The organism is Streptomyces sp. NPDC093252 (genome assembly GCF_040683675.1).
GTDB lineage: Bacteria > Actinomycetota > Actinomycetes > Streptomycetales > Streptomycetaceae > Streptomyces.
Map to the genome: position 1 here is coordinate 17,379 of NZ_JBFBEM010000009.1, position 20,326 is coordinate 37,704.

General features: G+C 72.5%; 15 protein-coding genes. 9 read left to right on the forward strand and 6 right to left on the reverse strand.

The features are described 5' to 3' along the window. Positions 1-294 precede the first annotated feature (294 nt). Positions 295-2,064 carry a hypothetical protein gene (locus tag AB0O01_RS19800; RefSeq protein WP_365314988.1) on the reverse strand — a complete coding sequence of 590 codons (1,770 nt, stop codon included), beginning with the start codon at positions 2,062-2,064 and terminating at the stop codon, positions 295-297. A 283-nt stretch (positions 2,065-2,347) separates the two neighbouring features. Between AB0O01_RS19800 and radA the strand changes: the two genes are divergently transcribed. Both radA and disA read left to right on the forward strand, forming a co-directional pair. After that, the gene (gene radA, locus AB0O01_RS19805) at positions 2,348-3,757 is read left to right on the forward strand and encodes a DNA repair protein RadA (protein WP_365314990.1); all 1,410 of its coding nucleotides are present in this window, start codon (positions 2,348-2,350) and stop codon (positions 3,755-3,757) included. 92 nt (positions 3,758-3,849) lie between these two features. After that, positions 3,850-4,974, forward strand: coding sequence for a DNA integrity scanning diadenylate cyclase DisA (gene disA / locus AB0O01_RS19810; protein ID WP_365314992.1), 1,125 nt, complete (start codon positions 3,850-3,852; stop codon positions 4,972-4,974). A gap of 230 nt (positions 4,975-5,204) precedes the next feature. Here disA and AB0O01_RS19815 read toward each other — a convergent pair whose 3' ends face one another. The 3 genes from AB0O01_RS19815 to AB0O01_RS19825 form a co-directional block, all read right to left on the reverse strand. Continuing rightward, on the reverse strand, positions 5,205-6,065 hold the full coding sequence (locus AB0O01_RS19815; protein WP_365314994.1) for a hypothetical protein: 861 nt from the start codon (positions 6,063-6,065) through the stop codon (positions 5,205-5,207). A 238-nt stretch (positions 6,066-6,303) separates the two neighbouring features. Then, entirely contained in the window at positions 6,304-6,984 is a 681-nt protein-coding gene (locus AB0O01_RS19820) for a response regulator transcription factor (protein WP_365314995.1), read from the reverse strand. Next, complete coding sequence (locus tag AB0O01_RS19825) at positions 6,981-8,960, reverse strand: histidine kinase (RefSeq protein ID WP_365314997.1); 1,980 nt, start codon at positions 8,958-8,960, stop codon at positions 6,981-6,983. The genes AB0O01_RS19820 and AB0O01_RS19825 overlap by 4 nt, the downstream gene beginning before the upstream one ends. Before the next feature lie 119 nt (positions 8,961-9,079). Between AB0O01_RS19825 and AB0O01_RS19830 the strand changes: the two genes are divergently transcribed. The 5 genes from AB0O01_RS19830 to cseC all read left to right on the forward strand — a co-directional run bounded on the left by AB0O01_RS19830 (position 9,080) and on the right by cseC (position 13,978). Continuing rightward, complete coding sequence (locus tag AB0O01_RS19830) at positions 9,080-10,093, forward strand: A/G-specific adenine glycosylase (RefSeq protein ID WP_365314998.1); 1,014 nt, start codon at positions 9,080-9,082, stop codon at positions 10,091-10,093. A gap of 370 nt (positions 10,094-10,463) precedes the next feature. Beyond that, positions 10,464-11,003 carry a SigE family RNA polymerase sigma factor gene (locus AB0O01_RS19835; RefSeq protein ID WP_365315457.1) on the forward strand — a complete coding sequence of 180 codons (540 nt, stop codon included), beginning with the start codon at positions 10,464-10,466 and terminating at the stop codon, positions 11,001-11,003. Continuing rightward, positions 10,991-11,650 carry a hypothetical protein gene (locus AB0O01_RS19840; RefSeq protein ID WP_365315000.1) on the forward strand — a complete coding sequence of 220 codons (660 nt, stop codon included), beginning with the start codon at positions 10,991-10,993 and terminating at the stop codon, positions 11,648-11,650. The genes AB0O01_RS19835 and AB0O01_RS19840 overlap by 13 nt, the downstream gene beginning before the upstream one ends. A 232-nt stretch (positions 11,651-11,882) precedes the next feature. Continuing rightward, positions 11,883-12,590 (forward strand): two-component system response regulator CseB, encoded by a 708-nt coding sequence (gene cseB / locus AB0O01_RS19845; protein WP_365315002.1) that lies wholly within the window; start codon positions 11,883-11,885, stop codon positions 12,588-12,590. A gap of 26 nt (positions 12,591-12,616) precedes the next feature. Continuing rightward, positions 12,617-13,978 carry a two-component system sensor histidine kinase CseC gene (cseC, locus tag AB0O01_RS19850; RefSeq protein WP_365315003.1) on the forward strand — a complete coding sequence of 454 codons (1,362 nt, stop codon included), beginning with the start codon at positions 12,617-12,619 and terminating at the stop codon, positions 13,976-13,978. Positions 13,979-14,641: 663 nt separating this feature from the next. Here cseC and AB0O01_RS19855 read toward each other — a convergent pair. Continuing rightward, positions 14,642-16,249 carry an MDR family MFS transporter gene (locus AB0O01_RS19855; protein WP_365315459.1) on the reverse strand — a complete coding sequence of 536 codons (1,608 nt, stop codon included), beginning with the start codon at positions 16,247-16,249 and terminating at the stop codon, positions 14,642-14,644. 202 nt (positions 16,250-16,451) lie between these two features. On the opposite strand from AB0O01_RS19855, the gene AB0O01_RS19860 reads away from it, so the two are divergent. Beyond that, positions 16,452-17,042, forward strand: a complete 591-nt coding sequence (locus AB0O01_RS19860; protein ID WP_365315005.1) for a TetR/AcrR family transcriptional regulator — start codon at positions 16,452-16,454, stop codon at positions 17,040-17,042. A gap of 1,168 nt (positions 17,043-18,210) precedes the next feature. Here the strand turns inward: AB0O01_RS19860 and AB0O01_RS19865 are convergent. Beyond that, complete coding sequence (locus AB0O01_RS19865; protein ID WP_365315007.1) at positions 18,211-18,936, reverse strand: M23 family metallopeptidase; 726 nt, start codon at positions 18,934-18,936, stop codon at positions 18,211-18,213. Positions 18,937-19,389: 453 nt separating this feature from the next. On the opposite strand from AB0O01_RS19865, the gene AB0O01_RS19870 reads away from it, so the two are divergent. Then, entirely contained in the window at positions 19,390-20,040 is a 651-nt protein-coding gene (locus AB0O01_RS19870) for an HAD family acid phosphatase (protein ID WP_365315009.1), read from the forward strand. Positions 20,041-20,326: the final 286 nt, after the last annotated feature.

Sequence of the window (20,326 nt, forward strand, 5' to 3'; positions counted from 1 at the left end):
CGACCGACGCCACACCGTCCAGCCCAAGGCCAGCCGGCCCCGCACCGTCCAGCCCGGGGCCCACCGACCCCATGGCATCCAGTCCGACGCCCATCGACCGCGCAGCATCCAACCGGGGGCCAGCCAACCCCACAGGATCCAGCCCAGCGCCCACCGGCCTCACAGCATCCAGCCCGGCGTCAGCCGACCCCCGCTGCTCAGCCCGAGCCCGTCGGCTCCCCCGGGTGAATCAGCCCCCGGGTAGACCAAGCCCCTGGATCGCTCACCCTGCGGGTCACTCACCCTCCGGGTCGCTCACCCCGGACCGGGCTGCCCCGGCTCGCTCGGCGGTGGGGTCGAACCGGGGTCCGTCGGGGACGGGTCCGTCGGGGTGGGCTCGGGGTCCGTCGGGGTCGGTGGGGGGCTGCTGGGCGGGCCGGTCGGGGTGGTGGCCGTCGGGGTCGGCTCGGGTGGGGTGGGTTCCGGGTCGGTCGGCGGCGGGGTGCGGGTGGGTGTGGGACGGGGCGCGGTCGGCGTGGGCGCGGTGCCGTAGCCCTCGATGGAGACGACCGCCCCGGCCGGGGAGACCGCCACCCGCGCGCTCCAGTGGCCGGACGGCTCGCGCAGATGGTCCACGTACACCTTGATCGTCAACGACTCGCCGGGCTGGAGGGTTCCCGAGGAGCGGCTGAGGTAGAGCCAGGCGGCGCCGGTGGACGCGGACCAGCTCACCGGCGTGTCGCCGGTGGCGGTGAGGGTGATGAGGGTGGTGTCACCGCTGTTGGCCGCGGTGACGTCCATCCGGGCGGCCCCCTGGTGCCCGGCACCGGACACGCTGAGCACCTGGACGGAGACATCGGGGCGGTCGCCGGTGCCGAAGCGGTCGGGGCGGTCGCCGGCGCTGCCCGCGTTCTGGTAGCCGGAGCCGGTGCCATCGAGTCCGGCGGAACCGTCCTCCTGGGTGGCGGTCGCGCCGGGACCGCCCTGTCCGTCGGTGACCGCGGGGGCGCCGCGGTAGGCCGACCACAGGGCGATCACGGGCGCGGCGACAACCGTGGCGACGACGGTCGTGGTGACGGCCCGCGCGCGGATGCGGTCCCTGCGGGCGGCGCGGTCCTTGGGGTCCATCGGGAAGCCACGCCGGTCGTAGCGCGGTACGGCGGCCCCCCGCGCGCGGGTGTGGTGGGTGAGCGCCCGGTGGAGGGCGGCGCGGGGCGCCTCCAGGACGGGCAGTTCGGCGGGGGTGACGGTGGCGCCGGGCCAGCGGCCGGGCACCGCGCGCTGGGCGGTGCGGCGGCAGCGGGGGCAGTCGTCGACATGGCGGACGAGTTCCCGGCGCAGGGCCGTGCTGAGCACCAGCCGGTGGTCGCCGGTGAGGCGGGCGACGCCGGGGCAGCCGCCGGTCTCGACCACGGCGAGCGCCGCGCGGGTGCGTTCCACCTCGCAGGCGGCGGAGGCGAGCAGTTCGCGGGCGGTGGCCGGGTCCATGCCGAGCACGGCGGCGACCTCATGGGCGGCCAGATGGTGGCGCACGGCCAGTTCGAGGGCCTCGCGCTGCTCCGGGGAGGTCCCGGCGGCCTCGGGCCAGGCCAGCAGAGCCAGTTCGCGCCGCCGCAGTGCCTGCACCTCCTCGGCGAGGGGCGGGTGCGCGGGGGCGTGCGCGCCGGGGTGCGTCGGGGGGTGGGCGCCGTACGGCGCGGAGGCGTGGGGCGCGGGGAACTGTGCGCGGGGGTGCGCTCGGCCGGAGGCGTGCGTGCCCTGACGTTTCTGCTTGGCCTCGGCCAGCTTCCGCAGACAGGTCCAGCGGGCCAGCGCGTACAGCCAGGCGCGCCGGTCACCGGGGTCCTCCGGGGCGCGGGTGCCCCGGCGCTCGGCCAGCGCGAGGGCGTCGCCGAGGGCGGCGGTCGCCGTGTCGTGGTCGCACAGGACGGAGAGGCAGTAGGTGAACAGGCCGTCCAGATACGGCTCGTAGCGCGCGGGTGGGCGCTGCGCCAGCGTGCGCGCCGCAGCGCGGTCACGTGCCTCCCTGCGCGCCCGGTGTGCGCCGGTGGTGCGGGTCGCTGTCTGCTGGCTGCTGGTCGTCACTCGTGGACCGTAGGGGGCGCGCGACGGCCCCTTCTCCCACCTTGAGCACATTTAATCCGTACGGGTGAAACGATCCCTCAATGGGGGACAGGAACGATTCATTCCCTGGCTGGTTCTCGACGGGATGGCCGAGTTTGAGGGTGGTGAGGGGCAGTCGGGAGCGGGCCGCGTCGTGCTCTCCCGGTCGGTCCGACCGGTCCGGGCGGGTCCGGGCGGGCCCGGGTGCGCCGGGGGCGGCGCGAGCGCCGACGCCGTTGTCAGTGCCAGCGGCTAGGGTCGCCGCATGGCTGCCCGTACCAAATCCACGAAGGACCGACCGTCCTACCGCTGCACCGAATGCGGCTGGCAGACGGCCAAGTGGCTCGGCCGCTGCCCCGAGTGCCAGGCGTGGGGCACGATCGAGGAGTACGGCACGCCCGCCGTCCGTACGACGACCCCGGGCCGGGTCACCACCTCCGCGCTCCCCATCGGCCAGGTCGACGGCCGTCAGGCCACCGCCCGCACCACCGGCGTGCCCGAGCTGGACCGGGTCCTGGGCGGCGGTCTCGTGCCCGGCGCGGTGGTGCTCCTCGCGGGCGAGCCCGGCGTCGGCAAGTCGACCCTGCTGCTGGACGTGGCGGCCAAGTCGGCCAGCGACGAGCACCGCACGCTCTATGTGACCGGCGAGGAGTCGGCGAGCCAGGTGCGGCTGCGCGCGGACCGCATCAAGGCCCTCGCCGACCATCTCTACCTCGCCGCGGAGACGGATCTCGCGGCCGTCCTGGGCCACTTGGACGCGGTGAAGCCGTCCCTGCTGATCCTGGACTCGGTGCAGACGGTGGCGTCCCCGGAGATCGACGGCGCGCCCGGCGGCATGGCGCAGGTGCGCGAGGTGGCCGGCGCGCTGATCCGGGCCTCCAAGGAGCGCGGCATGTCGACGCTCCTGGTGGGCCATGTCACCAAGGACGGCGCCATCGCGGGCCCGCGCCTGCTGGAGCACCTGGTGGATGTCGTCCTGCACTTCGAGGGCGACCGGCACGCGCGCCTGCGCCTGGTCCGGGGCGTCAAGAACCGCTACGGCGCCACCGACGAGGTCGGCTGCTTCGAGCTGCACGACGAGGGCATCACGGGCCTGGCCGACCCCAGCGGCCTGTTCCTGACCCGCCGCGCCGAGCCGGTGCCCGGCACCTGTCTGACCGTCACCCTGGAGGGCCGCCGCCCGCTGGTGGCCGAGGTGCAGGCGCTCACCGTGGACTCGCAGATCCCCTCCCCGCGCCGGACCACCTCCGGGCTGGAGACCTCGCGGGTGTCGATGATGCTCGCGGTGCTGGAGCAGCGCGGCCGGATCAGCGCCCTGGGCAAGCGGGACATCTACTCGGCGACGGTCGGCGGGGTGAAGCTCTCCGAGCCCGCCGCGGACCTCGCCGTGGCCCTGGCCCTGGCCAGCGCGGCCAGCGACACTCCGCTGCCGAAGAACCTCGTGGCGATCGGCGAGGTGGGTCTCGCGGGGGAGGTCAGACGGGTCACGGGCGTCCAGCGCAGACTCTCCGAGGCGCACCGGCTGGGCTTCACCCATGCCCTCGTACCGGGTGATCCGGGCAAGATCCCACCCGGTATGAAGGTCCTGGAAGTCGCGGACATAGGGGACGCGCTGCGGGTGCTGCCGCGCTCCCGTCGCCGGGAGGCCCCCCGGGACGAGGAGGACCGCCGGTAGACTTTGCCCAGGTCTCGCCCGTCCGTACGAACCGAGTGCGCGAAACGGGACGCCGTACGGGACGCCCGAGAACCTGCGACCGGAGGAGTGCAGTGGCAGCCAACGACCGGGCAGCAGCTCCCGGAAAGTCCGGTGGGAGTGCCGGTTCAGAGGGCCTGATGCGCGCCTCGCTGAGCGCCGTGGCGCCGGGTACGGCACTGCGCGACGGCCTGGAGCGGATCCTGCGGGGCAACACCGGCGGTCTCATCGTGCTGGGCTGTGACAAGACGGTCGAGGCGATGTGCACCGGCGGCTTCGTGCTGGACGTCGAGTTCTCGGCGACGCGGCTGCGCGAGCTGTGCAAGCTCGACGGCGGCATCGTCATCTCCTCCGACCTGTCGAAGATCCTGCGCGCCGGCGTCCAGCTCGTACCGGACCCGACGATCCCCACCGAGGAGACGGGCACCCGGCACCGCACGGCGGACCGGGTCTCCAAGCAGGTCGGTTTCCCGGTGGTCTCCGTATCGCAGTCCATGCGGCTGATCGCCCTCTATGTCGACGGTCAGCGCCGGGTCCTGGAGGACTCGGCGGCGATCCTGTCCCGCGCCAACCAGGCCCTCGCCACCCTGGAGCGCTACAAGCTCCGCCTGGACGAGGTCGCGGGCACCCTGTCGGCGCTGGAGATCGAGGACCTGGTGACGGTCCGGGACGTGTCGGCGGTCGCGCAGCGGCTGGAGATGGTCCGCCGGATCGCCACCGAGATCGCCGAGTACGTGGTCGAACTGGGCACCGACGGGCGGCTGCTGGCGCTCCAGTTGGAGGAGCTGATCGCCGGGGTCGAGCCCGACCGGGAGCTGGTCGTACGGGACTACGTCCCCGAGCCCACGGTGAAGCGTTCCCGCACGGTCGAGGAGGCGCTCTCCGAACTGGACGCGCTCAGCCACGCCGAGCTGCTGGAGCTGGGCACGGTCGCGCGGGCGCTCGGCTACACCGGGTCCCCCGAGACCCTCGACACGGCGGTGTCGCCGCGCGGGTTCCGGCTGCTGGCCAAGGTCCCGCGGCTGCCGGGCGCCATCATCGACCGGCTGGTGGAGCACTTCGGCGGGCTCCAGAAGCTGCTGGCGGCGAGCGTCGACGACCTCCAGACGGTGGACGGGGTCGGCGAGGCGCGGGCGCGGAGCGTCCGCGAAGGGCTGTCGCGGCTGGCGGAGTCGTCGATCCTGGAACGGTACGTCTAGGGCCTGTTCTCCGGTCGCCCTCGCCGGATCCCCGGAGACCGGAGTCGCCTGGAGGCCGAGGCCGGTTCCTCCGGAAGCCGGAATCTCCGGAGGCCGCTTCCTCCGGAGGCAGGAATCTCCCGGAGGCCGGTTCCTCCGAAGGAGGCGGCCCCTGCGCTCAGGACCCGCAGTCGGGGCCCGTACTCAGGACCCGCACTCAGGCCACGCCACTCAGGCCCCTGCGTTCCGGGTCAGTCCGCCGTCAGGACGAACGACGTCTGCACCTTGCTGAAGCCCTCGGCCCGGGCCTCCACCAGATACGTCCCGGCCCCGGCCCGCCCCGGAGCGGGGGTGGCGCACTCGGGGGCGCTGCGCTGACGGTTCCAGTCGAGGGTGTACGTGACCCCGCTTCCGGCGGGCACCCGGTACAGGAGGCTGGCCGCGCCCGAGGGGCAGTCCCCCGACGACCAGAACGCGTCGTCCTCCCCGGCCTGGGTGATGGTCACCACCGCGCCCTTGGGGCCGAGATCCGCCTTGCAGTCGCTGGAGCCGGAGTTCCGGGCGATGAGCTGCAACTGGGGCTTCTGGTCGGGTGAGTACGAGTTGCGGACGCTGCGCACGGTCAGGGTCACGGAGCCGGGCGCGCAGTCGGGCAGCGGCGAACCCGCGGGAAGCGCGTCCCCCGCCCCGACGGCCGTACCGCCCCCGGTGGCGCCGCCCGTAGCGGAGCCGCCGGAACTGGCGCTGCCGCCCGTCTCCCCGTCACCCGAGCCCTCGGATCCCCCGGCACCCGCATTGCCGCCGGTATCTCCGCCTCCGCTTCCGCTGCCGTTCCCAGTGCCGCTTCCGTCGTCACTGCCGTCGCCGGACTCGTCGCGTCCGCCCGGGGCCTGGCTGATCGCGGGTCCGGACCCGGATGGGCCGGGGGTGATGGAGGGCGCGGGGTTCTTGCTGTTGGACCCCTCGGCGGCGTTCTCGTCGCCTCCGCCGCGCGAGAGCACGATCCAGGTGGTCAGCAGCGCCAGCAGGGCGACCACGGACACGATGACGACCCTCCGTCGCCAGTAGATGGAGGAGGGAAGCGGCCCGACCGGATTGCGCAGAGATCCCACGGCGCAAACTGTACGAGAGATCCGCGCCGCCACTCGCGCCACCCGCCGCCTGAAGCGCAACTTTTCCGGATCATCATCCCGGAAGCACCGTTGGCCACGGCTTGCTTCACATCAGAGTCACTTGAGCATTACGTTCCGTGAGATTTCGTGATGTCGGGTCCGCTGCCCGGGACGCCGACCGACCCGCCGGTCCATCGATCCACCGATCCACCGTGCACCGAGGACAGTTGACGGCAGGTCACACCAACCCGGCCTCGTACGCCACGATCGCCGCCTGGACCCGGTTGCGGACCCCGAGCCGCTCCAGTACGGCGCTGACGTACGCCTTCACCGTGCCCTCGACCAGATGCAGTCGGGCGGCGATCTCCGGGTTGGAGAGTCCCCGGCCGACCAGTCCGAGCACCTCGCGCTCACGGGGCGAGAGTTCCGTGACCCGCGCCCGCGCGGCGGCCTCCCGGCCGAGCCGTCCGCCACCGGGGGGCCTGTCCGGCGTGCCCGTACCGCCGCCCAGGTCGTCGATGATCCCCCTCGCCACCTTCGGCGACAGAAACGCGGCACCGCCCGCGACCGCGCGCACCCCGGCGATCAGCTCATAGGGATCGCCGGACTTCAGCAGGAACCCGGTGGCGCCACCGCCCAGCGCGCGGGCCACGTACGCGCGCTCGGAGAAGGTGGTCAGCATCGCGACCGCCGTCCCGGGCAGGGTGCGGACGATCTCCTCGGCGGCGGCCAGTCCGTCCATGCGCGGCATACGGATGTCCAGGAGCGCCACATCGGGGCGGTGGGCGCGGGCGAGTTCGACCGCCGCGCGGCCGTCGCCCGCCTCGGCGACCACCTCGGTCTCGCCGCCGCCCGCGAGGATGGCCCGCACTCCCGCGCGGACCATCGCCTCGTCGTCGGCCAGCAGTACGCGGATCATCGGGCGGTTCCTTCCTCGTATGCGTCACCGGGGCGTCCGACGCCCGGGACCACGTCCTTGACGATCAGTCGCTCCCCGTCGTCGTAGCAGAGCCGGAAGTGGTCCACGGAGACGAGGAGTTCGCCGCTGGAGCGGTAGTAGGCGCAGTTGGCGCCGGGTGGGGGCACGGGGGCGCGGTCGGCGGGCGGGTCGGTGACCGCGCGGTCCGGCAGCAGGGGTTCGATCTCTGCGGCGGTCATACCGAGGTGCAGTCGGGCGTAGGTGTCGGGGTGGAGTACGGAGTGGGTCTCGGTGTAGGCGTACCAGGCGAAGGCGACGCCGAGGAGGAGGAGTCCGGTGCCGCCGGCGGCCCACAGGGGCAGTGCTGTGCGCTTTCGGGCGTGGGGGGTGGGGGTGGAACGGGTGGGGGTGGGGGCGGTGGAGGAGGGGGAACGGGTGGAGCGGGTGGTGCGGCCTGCCCCGGTGCCGGACGTGGAGGGGGATGGTGGTCGGGGCTGCGAACGGCGCTGTGATCGGGAGAGCGGCCTGAACTGTGATCGGGGGTGCGGTCGGGGGTGCGGCCGGGACTGTGCCCACGGCAGTGGTCGGGACTGCGGTCCGGCCTGAGCGGGTCGGCGATGGGTGCGCTCCGGGGGCCGCTCGGCGGTCGCTCCGGCGGTCGGCCCGGCCGTCTGCCCGGCGGTAGGTCCGGCGGTAGGTCCTCCCGCTCGCTCGGCCGCCCGTTCCGGCGCCCACGCCCGCACCCGGAAGCCGTCGCCTCCGTACGGCCCCGGCCCTTCGCCGCAGGGGCCCGCCTCGAAGGTGCCGCCGATCGCCGTCACCGCCGCCCGCAGACCCAGAAGTCCTGAACCTCCTCGCGCCGGGCGGGAACTACTCTGCGTGGCCGGGCCGTTGGACACTGTGACGGCGATGCCCCGGTCCTCACCGGTCACCGTCACCACTACCGTCGCGCCGGGCGCGTGCCGGGCCGCGTTGGTGAGCGCCTCCCTCACCACGCGGTGCAGCAGCCGCCCGGTGACCCCGCCCGGCTCGGGGGTGGGGGCGGGCTCGGTACCGGCCCGCTCCAGGCGTACGGGCAGGCCGGACTCGGCCGTGCGGGCGACGAGTTGTTCGAGGGTCTCGCCCGCCGGGGCGAGCGGTGCCGGTTCGTCGTCGTCCTCGCGCAGGACGCCGATCACACCGTGCAGCCGGTCGGTGGCGTCGGCCGCTGCCGCGCGCAGGTCGGCGACGGCGGCGCGATGGTGGGTCGGCAGGTCGGTGGCGACCTGGAGGGCTCCCGCGCGCAGGGCGATCAGGCTGAGGTCATGGCCCAGGGAGTCATGCATGTCCTGGGCGATCCGGGCCCGTTCGCGCAGGCGGGCGCGTTCCTCGGCGTGGCGCTGCTCGTCCTCCAGGCGGGCGGCGCGCAGCCAGCCGGCCTCGGCGAGTTCCCGGCCCTGGCGCCGGTGCCGTCCGGCGAGCCACGGAAAGACACAGCAGAAGAGGAGGGTGCACATCAGGACGAGCCATTCCGGCGCCGGGTCGACTCCCAGGAGCGCGATCCGCGCGGTTCCGGCACAGCCGACGGCGGTGAAGCAGAGGGCGGCCGGGCGCATCGGGCGTTCCCGCAGTCCGAGCAGCAGCGCCAGGGTGGCCAGCGCGGGGGCGTACGCGAGGGTGAACAGGGCGGGGGCGGTGGCCAGGCTCAGCGCGGCGGTCAGGGCGAACGCGGTCAGCGGGCTGCGCCGCGAGACGGCGACCGCCACGCCGAGCACGGCCGCGCCGGCGAGTCGCTGCCACAGGGGGCGCGGTTCGTTCAGCCCGAGCAGTTCGGTGAGGAGGGTGGGGGTGGTGAGGGCGGTCCAGAGGGCGGCGTCGTGGAGGCACGTGCGGGGACGGGTGCGGGTGCGGGTGCTCGTGGGCATGGGCGTGGGCGTGGGCATGGCCGTGCTGGTGCCTGTGCTGGTGCTGGTCTCGTCGCCGTTCGTGCCGTCCATCCGTACGACGCTACAAGTCGGCCGGTGGGGGTCGCCCCTGTCGATCGTCAGGTGGGGTCGTCCCCAAGGGTGGCGGTTCGCCCGACTCGGGGGCTTGGCATGGCAGGATCGGAATCGCCATGACTGCGCCCACGAAGCTCCCCCACAGCCCACTCGCCGACGCGTCCGCCGAATCCCCCCGGCCAGGCGGATCCCTCTCCCCCCAGGACTGGACCCCCCTGGAAGAACAGGTGTCCGAAGAGGGGCACCGCCCGTCCCGGGGACGGGATCTGCACTCCCCCGTCATCGACTGGTTCGACGAGCACGCGCGCGACCTGCCCTGGCGGCGCCCCGAGGCCGGGCCATGGGGGGTGATGGTCAGTGAGTTCATGCTCCAGCAGACACCGGTGAACCGGGTTCTGCCGGTGTACGAGCAGTGGCTCGCGCGCTGGCCGCGCCCGGCCGACCTGGCCGCGGAGGCGCCCGGCGAGGCGGTGCGCGCCTGGGGCCGGCTCGGGTATCCGCGCCGCGCGCTGCGGCTGCACGGCGCGGCGGTGGCCATAACGGAACGGCACGGCGGGGACGTACCGGCGGAGCACGGCCAGTTGCTGGCGCTGCCCGGGATCGGGGAGTACACGGCGGCGGCGGTGGCCTCCTTCGCGTACGGGCAGCGGCACGCGGTGCTGGACACCAATGTGCGCCGGGTGTTCGCGCGGGCGGTGACGGGAGTGCAGTACCCGCCGAACGCGACGACCGCGGCGGAGCGCAAGCTCGCGCGGGCGCTGCTGCCGGACGACGAGACCACCGCGGCGCGCTGGGCCGCGGCCTCGATGGAACTGGGCGCGCTGGTGTGCACGGCCAAGAACGAGGCGTGCCTGCGCTGCCCGATCGCCGGGCAGTGCGCCTGGCGGCTCGGCGGGAAGCCGGAGCACAGCGGACCGCCGCGGCGCGGGCAGACGTACGCGGGGACGGACCGGCAGGTGCGGGGCAAGCTGCTCGCGGTGTTGCGCGAGGCGCACGGGCCGGTGCCGCAGTCGGTGCTGGACCGGGTGTGGCACGAGCCGGTGCAGCGGGCGCGGGCGCTGGACGGGCTGGTGTCGGACGGGCTGGTGGAGCCGTTGCAGGGCGGGTTGTACCGGTTGCCGTCGCGTTGAGGGCGGCAGTGAAGGTGGTACGGGGAGTGGCGGTGAGGGTGGTCCTCGCGGGGCCGGCGCGGACGCTGCCGTAGCTTCTGTGACGGTCGGCCGGGCCCCGAGATCCGGCAAATCACCCTTTAGCCATACCTTCCGACCTGCTGTTTTATCCGATTTCTCCCTTCGTTACACAACCGACGTACAGCCGCGCGCTGTCCGCAGGCTGCCACGCACAGTGCCGTGACAACGCGTCCGTAGCTTTCATTTCATGCCCGGCAGGACGGGGCGACTACGGATCACAGGCGAAGAAAGCACCGGCCTACAGGCGGGCCGGTGACGGGGAAGCGGGGAGGCGGTCGGCATGGCACAGGGCGAGGTGGCGCTGGGCGGAGTGGCGCAGGGCGAGATCCTGGAGTTCGAGGAGTACGTCCGTACGCGGCAGGACGCGCTGCTGCGCAGTGCCCGCCGGCTGGTGCCGGACCCGGTCGACGCCCAGGATCTCCTCCAGACGGCGCTGGCGCGGACGTACGGGCGCTGGGAGGGGATAGCGGACAAGCGGCTCGCGGACGCCTATCTGCGCCGGGTCATGATCAACACGCGGACGGAGTGGTGGCGGGCGCGCAAGCTGGAGGAGGTGCCCACCGAGCAGCTCCCGGACGCCTGTGTGGACGACTCCACCGAGCAGCACGCGGATCGCGCCCTGCTGATGGACGTCATGAGGGTGCTCGCCCCGAAGCAGCGCAGCGTGGTCGTGCTGCGACACTGGGAGCAGATGTCCACGGAGGAGACCGCCGCCGCCCTCGGCATGTCGGCCGGTACGGTCAAGAGCACGCTGCACCGGGCGCTCGCCCGGCTCCGCGAGGAGCTGGAGGCGCGTGATCTGGGCGCACGCGCGCTGGAGCGTGAGGAGCGGGAGCGTTGCGCGGCCTGACCGGCGCGGGGTCCACCCGGACCCGTACCCCTTTGCAGACGGCGATGGCGGCGACGGCCGCGTGCGCCGCCCTCGCCCTGTTGGTCGCGGCCTGCGGGGCCGGGGGCACCGGCGCCCGGGACGAGGGCCCGGCCAACGCGGAGGCGCTGACCGGCGGCGCCACCACCGCCCCCAGCGCCCCGGAGTCCGCGACCCCGAGTCCGCGGGAGGCGGTACGGCTGGTCCAGGAGGACCCCAAGGTCTCCCCCGCGGTCAAGCGGGGGCTTCAGCCATGTGTGGCGGACGAGTATCCGGTCGACGTGTCGTACGGCGATCTGACCGGCGGGACTGCGGACGATGTCGTGATCAACGTGCTGACCTGCGGAGACGCGGTGGGTGTGGGGTCGTACGTGTACCGGGACGAGGGGGGTGACTACAAGAATGTGTTCCTCACCGAGGAGCCGCCCGTCTACGCGGAGATAGACCGGGGCGATCTGGTCGTCACCAAGCAGGTCTACGAACGCGGCGACCCGGTGTCGAACCCCTCCGGGGAGAACGTGATCACCTACCGGTGGACGGCCGGGGAGTTCGCCGAGAAGTACCGCACGCACAACGACTACGGCGACACCACCGGGGGCGAGCTGATACCGGCTCCCGAGATCAACTGATCGCCACCACGGCCGGGCGGGCCCCGCGCGGTGACGTACAGCGGTGATGTGCAGTGACGCGCGGCGGGCGCCGGTTGACCCGCCCGACGTGAGGGACAAGCCCGCCGAGGGCGACGAGGGCGACGGCGAAAGCGAAAGCTACGAGGACCACGCCGCGAACGGCACGAACGCAGACGCAGACGCAGACAACGTAGATCACACAGACGACGACGCAGACGACAGAGAGCACCGGATGGCTGAGCAGACCCACGTCCTGTTCGTGGAGGACGACGACGTCATCCGCGAGGCCACACAGCTCGCGCTGGAGCGGGACGGCTTCGCGGTCACGGCGATGCCCGACGGGCTGGCCGGGCTGAAGGCGTTCCGCGCCGACCGGCCGGACATCGCCCTGCTGGATGTGATGCTGCCGGGGCTGGACGGGGTCAGTCTGTGCCGCCGGATCCGGGACGAGTCCACGGTCCCGGTGATCATGCTGTCCGCGCGCGCCGACTCCATCGATGTGGTGCTCGGTCTGGAGGCCGGGGCGGACGACTATGTCACCAAGCCGTTCGACGGGGCGGTGCTGGTGGCGCGGATCCGGGCGGTGCTGCGCCGGTTCGGCCATGCGGGCGGGGCGGCCGGGCAGGCCGAGGAGCGGACCTCGGGGGCCGGCGGGGGCGTGCTGACCTTCGGCGATCTGGAGATCGACACCGAGGGCATGGAGGTGCGGCGCGGTGGCGCGCCGGTCGCGCTGACCCCGACCGAGATGCGGCTGCTGCTGGAGTTCTCGGCCGCGCCGGGCACGGTGCTGTCGCGGGACAAGCTGCTGGAGCGGGTGTGGGACTACGGCTGGGGCGGTGACACCCGGGTCGTCGATGTGCATGTGCAGCGGCTGCGGACGAAGATCGGGCAGGACCGGATCGAGACCGTCCGCGGCTTCGGCTACAAGCTGCGCGCCTAGACGGGACGGGACGGACGGGACGGGTGATGAGGGGGACGCTCCGCTGTATGGTGCCGCTGCGGGTGGACCGCAGCGGGCTCCGTACGGGGCTCAGATGGAAGCTCAGCGCGGCCATCGCGCTGGTCGGCGCGCTGGTGGCGATAGCGCTCAGCCTGGTGGTGCACAACGCGGCCCGGGTGTCGATGCTCGACAACGCGCGCGATCTGGCCGACGAACGGGTGCAGATCGCGCAGCGCAACTACGAACTCTCCGGGCGGCCCAATTTCCCGGGCATCAAGATCGACGACCCGCTGCTGCCGGCCGAGTTGCGCGAGAAGGTCGAGCGGGGGCGGCGGGCGACGTTCGTGGCCGACGGACCGGGCGGGGCGCCGGACATCTGGGCGGCCGTGCCGCTCAAGGACGGCCATGTGATGTCCCTGCACACCGGGTTCACCGACCGCAGTACGGACATCCTCAACGATCTCGACCAGGCGCTGATCATCGGTTCGATCGCGGTGGTGCTGGGCGGCAGCGCGATCGGGGTGCTGATCGGGGCGCAGTTGTCACGGCGGCTGCGCAAAGCGGCCTACGCGGCGAACCGGGTCGCCAAGGGCGATACGGAGGTGCAGGTCCGGGAGGCCATCGGCGGGGTGGTGCGGGACGAGACCGACGATCTCGCGCGGGCCGTGGACGCCATGGCGGACGCGCTGCGCCAGCGGCTGGAGGCCGAACGCCGGGTCACCGCGGACATCGCGCACGAACTGCGCACCCCGGTGACCGGGCTGCTCACCGCCGCCGAACTGCTGCCCCCGGGTCGCCCCACCGAGTTGGTGCTGGACCGGGCCAAGGCCATGCGCACCCTCGTGGAGGATGTGCTGGAGGTCGCCCGGCTGGACGGGGCCTCGGAGCGGGCCGAGTTGCAGGACATCATGCTCGGGGAGTTCGTGGCGCGCCGGGTGGCGGCCAAGGATCCGGAGGTGGGGGTGTCCGTGGTGCACGAGTCGGAGGTCACCACCGATCCCCGGCGCCTGGAACGGGTGCTGTTCAATCTGCTCGCCAACGCCGCCCGGCACGGCCGTCCGCCCATAGAGGTCATTGTCGAGGGCCGGGTGATAAGAGTCCGTGACCATGGACCCGGGTTCCCCGAGGAGCTGCTCGCTGAGGGGCCGAGCCGGTTCCGCACCGGCAGTGAGGACCGGGCGGGGGTCGGTCATGGCCTGGGTCTGACCATCGCGGCCGGTCAGGCGCGGGTCCTCGGGGCGCGGCTGACCTTCCGCAATGTCCGTCGGCCCGGCGCCCCCGACCACATACCGGCGGAGGGCGCGGTCGCGGTGCTCTGGCTGCCGGAACACGCGCCGACGAACACGGGGAGCCATCGGGTGCTGCCGGTTTCGGGGGAGAAGGGGTGAGTCCATCCGGGGGTGGACGGGTGGATGGGTGGACGGGTGGATGGGTGGATGGGTGGACGGTGGGAGCGCTCGGCGCGGTCGTGGTGCTGAGCCCTCGCCGGGTGGGTGCGGGGCGGGTATGGGGCTGCTTTCCCGACGGGTGGGGGCGGGGCGGTGCTGCTTTCCCGAGAGGTGGGTGCGGTGGGGTCGTGGTGCTGGGCCACTGCGGGGTGGGCGTGGTGGGTCGCGGTGGGTCGCGGTGCCGCGCCCTCGCCGGGTGGGGGCGGGGCGGGCATGGGGCTGCTTCCCCGACGGGTGAGGGCGGCGCGGTGCTGCTTCCCCGGCAGGTGGGCGTGGTGCGGTCGCGGTGCTGCGCCACTGCGGGGTGGGCGTGGCGCGGGCATCGTGCTGCTTGCCCGTCGGAGGGGCGCGGCGTGGGCATCGTGCTCCTTCTCTGGCGGGTGGCCGCGGCGCGGGGAGCCGTCGGCCCAGGCCCAGACCCAGGCTCAGGCCCACTGCATCGCGCAGCAGCCTGGGATCAGGGACGCCCGCAGCCAACGCGCCCGACGCGACCGGCTCGGTCGGCGCTCAGGGCCCGGCTTGTCCATGCCGTGAGGCGCGTCGAGGAGGTGCCGAAGCCGACGGCCAGACGGAGGGCCGGGCGGGCCGGGCGAGCCGCGCGCCTCAGACGGACTCCGCCACCGGCGCCTTCACCGCCGTACCCCCACCCGAACCCGGATCCGTGTCCTCCTCCTTGGGGCCGGAGGCCCCCCGCAGCGGCACCTCCTTCACGAAGAACGCCGCGATCAGCACCACCACGGCCACCCCCGCGCCCAGCAGGAAGGCGGAGTGGGTGCCCGCCGACACCGCGTACTGGTACGCCTCGCGGGCCGCTTCCGGGAGCTTGGCGAGGCTGGCGGCGTCGAGCTGGGCGGACTGTTCGGTGGCCTGGGAGCCGAGGGCGCCCGCCCGCGCGGACATCTCGTCCAGCACCCGGTTGTTGAACAGCGCGCCCATGATCGCGACACCGAAGGACGACCCCAGGGTGCGGAACAGGGTGGCGGAGGAGGAGGCGACGCCCATGTCCTTCATCTCCACGCTGTTCTGCGCGACCAGCATGGTGATCTGCATCAGACAGCCCATGCCGAGACCGAGGACGGCCATGTAGACACCGGACGTCAGCCGCGACGTACCCGTGTCCATCTGGGCCAGCAGGAACAGCCCGGCGACCATCAGCACCCCACCGGCCAGCGGGAACACCTTGTAGCGGCCGGTGTTGGTGGTGACCCGGCCGGCGACCATCGAGGTGACCAGCATCGCGCCCAGCATCGGCAGGAGCAGCAGCCCGGAGTTGGTCGCGGACGCGCCCTGCACGGACTGCTGGTAGAGCGGCAGGAAGAGCGTCGCGCCGAACATCACGAAGCCGGTGACGAAGCCGATGACCGACATGAGGGTGAAGTTGCGGCTGCGGAAGATGTGCAGCGGCAGAATCGGTTCGGCGGCCTTGGTCTGCCAGAACACGAAGCCCACCAGCGCGGCCACGCCGATCCCGGTCAGCTCCATGATCCGCGCGGAGGTCCAGGCGTACTCGGTGCCGCCCCAGGTGGTGACCAGCACGATCGCGGTGATGCCGACGGTCAGCAGCAGCGCGCCCGGATAGTCGATCCGCGCCTGCTGCCGCTTGCGAGGCAGGTGCAGTACGACGGTGATCAGGGCCAGGGCGACCAGACCGAGCGGCAGATTAATGTAGAAGGACCAGCGCCAGCCCCAGTTGTCGGTGATGGTGCCGCCGACCAGCGGTCCGCCGATCATCGCGAGCGCCATGACGGCCGCCATCATGCCCTGGTACCTGCCCCGCTCACGCGGCGGGATCAGATCGCCGATGATCGCCATCACCCCGACCATCAGACCGCCGGCACCCAGGCCCTGCACCGCGCGGAACCCGATCAACTGGCCCATGTCCTGGGCCATACCGCTGAGCGCGGAGCCGATCAGGAAGATCACGATGGAGATGAGGAAGGTGTTCTTGCGGCCGTAGAGATCGCCGAGCTTGCCCCAGATCGGGGTGGCCGCGGCGGTGGCCAGGGTGTAGGCGGTGACTACCCAGGACAGATGTTCGAGCCCGCCCAGTTCGCCGACGATCGTCGGCATGGCGGTGCCCACGATCATGTTGTCCAGCATCGCGAGCATCATCGCGATCATCAGGGCGAGCAGGACGACCCGGACACTTCTGGGCTGCTTTCCGCTCCCTGTCGCCGAATCCGGTATCGCGGCGGGTTCCCCCGCCTCCATCGCCGTCGTCTTCTCCGCCATCGTCCCGGCGCCCCCATCCCCTGTGCGTGTCGATCACTCGCGCCGTGTCGCGTCGCGTCGCTTACTTGCCGACCGGCTAGTCCCTGGTACGACCGAGAAGCTACTGGCGTTACTAGCCGGGCGTCAAGTAAGTTTTATGGAAAGTCGCGCGGGAGCGTCGCGCAGGACAAGGATGGGCGGTATGACCGGGAGCACGGAGAACACAAGGCAGCGGCGCCGCGGGGACACCCGCCAGCGCATCCAGGACGTCGCGCTGGAGCTGTTCGCCGAGCAGGGGTACGAGAAGACGTCCCTCCGTGAGATCGCCGAGCGCCTCGATGTCACCAAGGCGGCGCTCTACTACCACTTCAAGACCAAGGAAGAGATCATCGTCAGCCTCTTCGAGGATCTGACGAAGCCGATCGAGGACCTGATCGAATGGGGCGGCCGGCAGCCGCACACCGTGGAGACCAAGCGCGAGATCCTGCGCCGCTACGGCGCCGCGCTCTGGGAAGCGGAACCGCTGTTCCGCTTCATGCAGGAGAACCAGGCGACGGTACGGGACCTCAGCATCGGCGAGATCTTCAAGAACCGGATGCTGGGCATGCGCCGGATCATCATCGACCCGGACGCCGCCCTCACCGATCAGGTGCGCTGCATCAGCGCGCTGTTCACCCTCCACGCCGGGATGTTCGCCGTGCGCGACCTGGAGGGCGACCCCGAGGACAAGAGGGCGGCCGTTCTCGAAGTCGCCATTGACCTGGTGGTGCAGGCGCATGGGGGTGTGGGGTGAGGGGGCTCGCGCTAGGGGGAGGGGCCAGGGGCCCGCGCTTGGGGGGGGTGAGGGGCGGGGCCCGCGGCTGAAGGTGTGAGCCGAGGGGCGAGGTGTGGGGAGGTGTGAGGTGAGGGGGGCGTGAGCTTGGCCGGGGGGCCCATGGGGGGCGCTGGGCCGCGGGGCTGCTGAGTGGGGGCGTCGGGGCTCAGAGATACCGGCTCGGGTGGGCGCAGGGCGCAGGGCGCAGAGGTACGGAGCGGGAGGTGCCGGTTCTCGGGGCTACCCGGATGAGGGCGCAGGGCTCGGGGCTACCGAGCGGGAGGCGCGGGTGTTCGGGGCTACCGGGTGGGCGCTCGGAGGTGAGCGCTGCCGGGCTGTAGGCCGTAGGGCTGGTGGGCAAGGGGTCGGCCAGCGGCGCAGGCGGGCTGCCGACCGCTGGGCTGCCGGGCCGGGAGCCGCCCGCTGGAGGGGTCCGCGCCGGAGAAGCCCAGCCGGGCGCGCTACCGGCTGGAGGAGTACCAGGCCAGGGACGGTCGGCTGGTGGGTTGCCGGGCTCGGGGCGTTCGGCCGATGAGCTGCCAGGCTGGGGCCACCGGTCGAAAACCGACCGACCAGGGCCACCGGCAAGGGGTTAGCGGCCAGGTGCTGCCGACCAGCGAGCAGCGGGGTGCCTGCCGGAGAGTTGTCCATCGGAGGGCGGCTCGTCGGGAGCGGCTGGCGGGAGGGCCACCGGGCCGGGGACCAGCCATCGCAGGGCCGCCGGGCAAGGCCCGCTCGGAGGCCCTCTCGGAGAGCCGCCCGCCCATCAAGGGCCACCGGTGGAGAACCCACCCGGCCGGAGGCCGGCGACCCCAGCACCACCGGGCCAAAGCCCACGCGAAGGCGCATTCGCAGAGCCGCCCGCCCCTCCAAAGGCCAGGGGGCAGAAACCCACCCGGCCGAAGCCCGGCGACCGCAAGGCCACCGGGCTACCGGGCTACCGGGCTACCGGGCTACCGGGCTACCGGGCCAGACCACACCGGGCCGACCGAGCCAGAGGTCACCCCACACCCGGACCACCCGGACCCCCAGCCCCACGCCCCGACCTAGACCCGGAGGCAGTGCCGGAGCCCGAGCCGGAGGCAGTGCCGGACCCGGACCCCCCGAAGTCCGAGCCCGAGCCGGAGGCAGAGACAGTCCCGTCAGGTCAGATGCTCAGACCCTTGGCCCGCAGGAAGGACACCGGGTCCACGGCGGAGCCGTAGTTCGCGGTCTTGCGGATCTCGAAGTGCAGGTGCGGCCCGCTGGAGTTTCCGGTGTTGCCGGACAGGGCGATCTTCTGACCGGTCTTGACTATCTGACCGACCTTGACGTTCACCTGGGACAGGTGGGCGTACTGCGAGAACATGCCGTTCCCGTGCTTGATCACCACGGCGTTGCCGTACGCGGGGCCGTCGCCGCCGCCGTTGCCGCCCGCCTTGACGACGGTGCCGCCGTTGGCGGCGTAGACCTGGGTGCCGGTCGGCACGGCGAAGTCCTGGCCACTGTGGGTGGCGGCCCAGCGCGCACCGTTCTGGGCGAAGCTGGCGGTCTTGGTGTACTGCTTCACCGGCTTGACCCAGGAGGGAGCCGCGGCGGCCTTGGGCTTGGCGGCGGGCGCCTTCGCGGGGGCCTTGGGTTTCGCGGCCGGGGCCTCGGGCTTCGTAGCGGGGGCCTTGGGCTTGGCGGCCGGGGCCTTCGCCGGAGCCTCGGGCTTCACGGCGGGCGCGGCGGCCGGGGCCTTGGCGGGCGAAGACTGCAGTTCGGCGGCGACCGCGACCCCGGCGCCCAGTACGGCCGTGGTCCCGAGACCCGCGGCCAGCACGGCGGCACGGGTGCGAAGCAGGGACGTACGGGGGGAACGGGAGGAACGGGACGTGACGCGCTGGAACATTTCAACCTCATGGGGACGGGGACAGGAAAACCACCCGGCGCACAGGCATCGGCCGGATGGGCCATCCCTTGGTACCCCCGCCCCCCAGAAGCCCCCAAATGTGTGACCTACGAAGGAATCTAGTACGTACGCGGCAAACCCAATGGGTCTTGACAGAGCCCGCATCCCGGGTGAATCCGGGTACTGCGGCCGATGCCCGCATGCGATTCAGAGACATACGTCCCTTTTGCCCGTTTCATGATCTCCACTATTCCCTCTAGTAAGGGACAAAACGCCTGTGCGCCATGTCACCGCACTCCGGGGTCGAGCAACTCCGTGATGTGACCGGCGCTACTTCGTTACCTACCGTCCAGTAACTCAACGGTTCCCTTGCCGCCATCCTGCTGCCTGAGCATGCACACGACACATCGCTGCCTGCGGTTTCGTGCCGTGGGCCCAGGCAGGAGGCCCCCCATGACCAGCCGACGCTCCCGGAACCGTCGTACCCGCCGTACGGCCGCCACCGCCGTCGCCGCAGCGGCCCTCGTGGCACTAGCCGCCCCGGCGCAGGCCACGGCCACCACCCCGACCGGCGCACAGCGGACCGCCTCCACCCCCGCTGTCGCCGCTGCCGTCGACTACGCCACCTGGCAGCGCGACTGCCGGCTCGTGATGGAGCAGGCACTGCCCCGGGTCAAGGAGCGCATCGCGGACTCCCGGCCGGGCGAGAAGCAGGCGATCGTCCTGGACATCGACAACACCACCCTGGAGACCGACTTCGGCTTCACCTACCCGCAGCCCGCCAACCGGCCGGTCCTGGAGGTCGCCCGGTACGCACAGGCGCGGGGCGTGGCCCTGTTCTTCGTGACCGCCCGCCCCGGGATCATCTCTCTGCCCACCGAGTACAACCTCGACCACGCGGGCTATGAGATCTCCGGTCTGCATGTCCGCGGCTTCTTCGATCTCTTCAGGAACGTGGCCGCGTACAAGACCGCCCAGCGGGCCGACATCGAGTCGAAGGGGTTCACGATCATCGCCAACATCGGCAACAGCTCGACCGATCTGTCCGGCGGCCACGCGGAGACGGCGTACAAACTGCCGGACTACGACGGCCAGCTCTCCTGAGCCCGCCGAGGAACGGGATGGGGCCCGGACGACGAACTGATGACGTGACGGAGTGGCCGCGACCTCGCTCCGCTCAGGACGCCGTAATCGAACGGATTTCCCTTTCGCCGCGTCGCGCGTCAGGCGCCGGTCGGACGGTCAGGCGGTCAGGCGTCGGGGGGCAGACGTCGGGCGGTCGGGCGGTCGGGCAGTCGGGCAGTCGGGCAGTCGGGCAGTCGGGCAGTCGGGCAGTCGGGCAGTCGGGCAGTCGGGCAGTCGGGCAGTCGGGCAGTCGGGCAGTCGGGCG

Bases quoted from the DNA above. Each gene is read 5' to 3' on its own strand.
- AB0O01_RS19820 (WP_365314995.1), bottom strand. From the start codon at position 6,984: ATGATCCGCGTACTGCTGGCCGACGACGAGGCGATGGTCCGCGCGGGA.
- AB0O01_RS19825 (WP_365314997.1), bottom strand. From the start codon at position 8,960: ATGGACGGCACGAACGGCGACGAGACCAGCACCAGCACAGGCACCAGC.
- cseB (WP_365315002.1), top strand. From the start codon at position 11,883: ATGGCTGAGCAGACCCACGTCCTGTTCGTGGAGGACGACGACGTCATC.
- cseC (WP_365315003.1), top strand. From the start codon at position 12,617: ATGAGGGGGACGCTCCGCTGTATGGTGCCGCTGCGGGTGGACCGCAGC.
- radA (WP_365314990.1), top strand. From the start codon at position 2,348: ATGGCTGCCCGTACCAAATCCACGAAGGACCGACCGTCCTACCGCTGC.
- AB0O01_RS19865 (WP_365315007.1), bottom strand. From the start codon at position 18,936: ATGTTCCAGCGCGTCACGTCCCGTTCCTCCCGTTCCCCCCGTACGTCC.
- AB0O01_RS19860 (WP_365315005.1), top strand. From the start codon at position 16,452: ATGACCGGGAGCACGGAGAACACAAGGCAGCGGCGCCGCGGGGACACC.
- AB0O01_RS19855 (WP_365315459.1), bottom strand. From the start codon at position 16,249: ATGGAGGCGGGGGAACCCGCCGCGATACCGGATTCGGCGACAGGGAGC.
- AB0O01_RS19870 (WP_365315009.1), top strand. From the start codon at position 19,390: ATGACCAGCCGACGCTCCCGGAACCGTCGTACCCGCCGTACGGCCGCC.
- AB0O01_RS19830 (WP_365314998.1), top strand. From the start codon at position 9,080: ATGACTGCGCCCACGAAGCTCCCCCACAGCCCACTCGCCGACGCGTCC.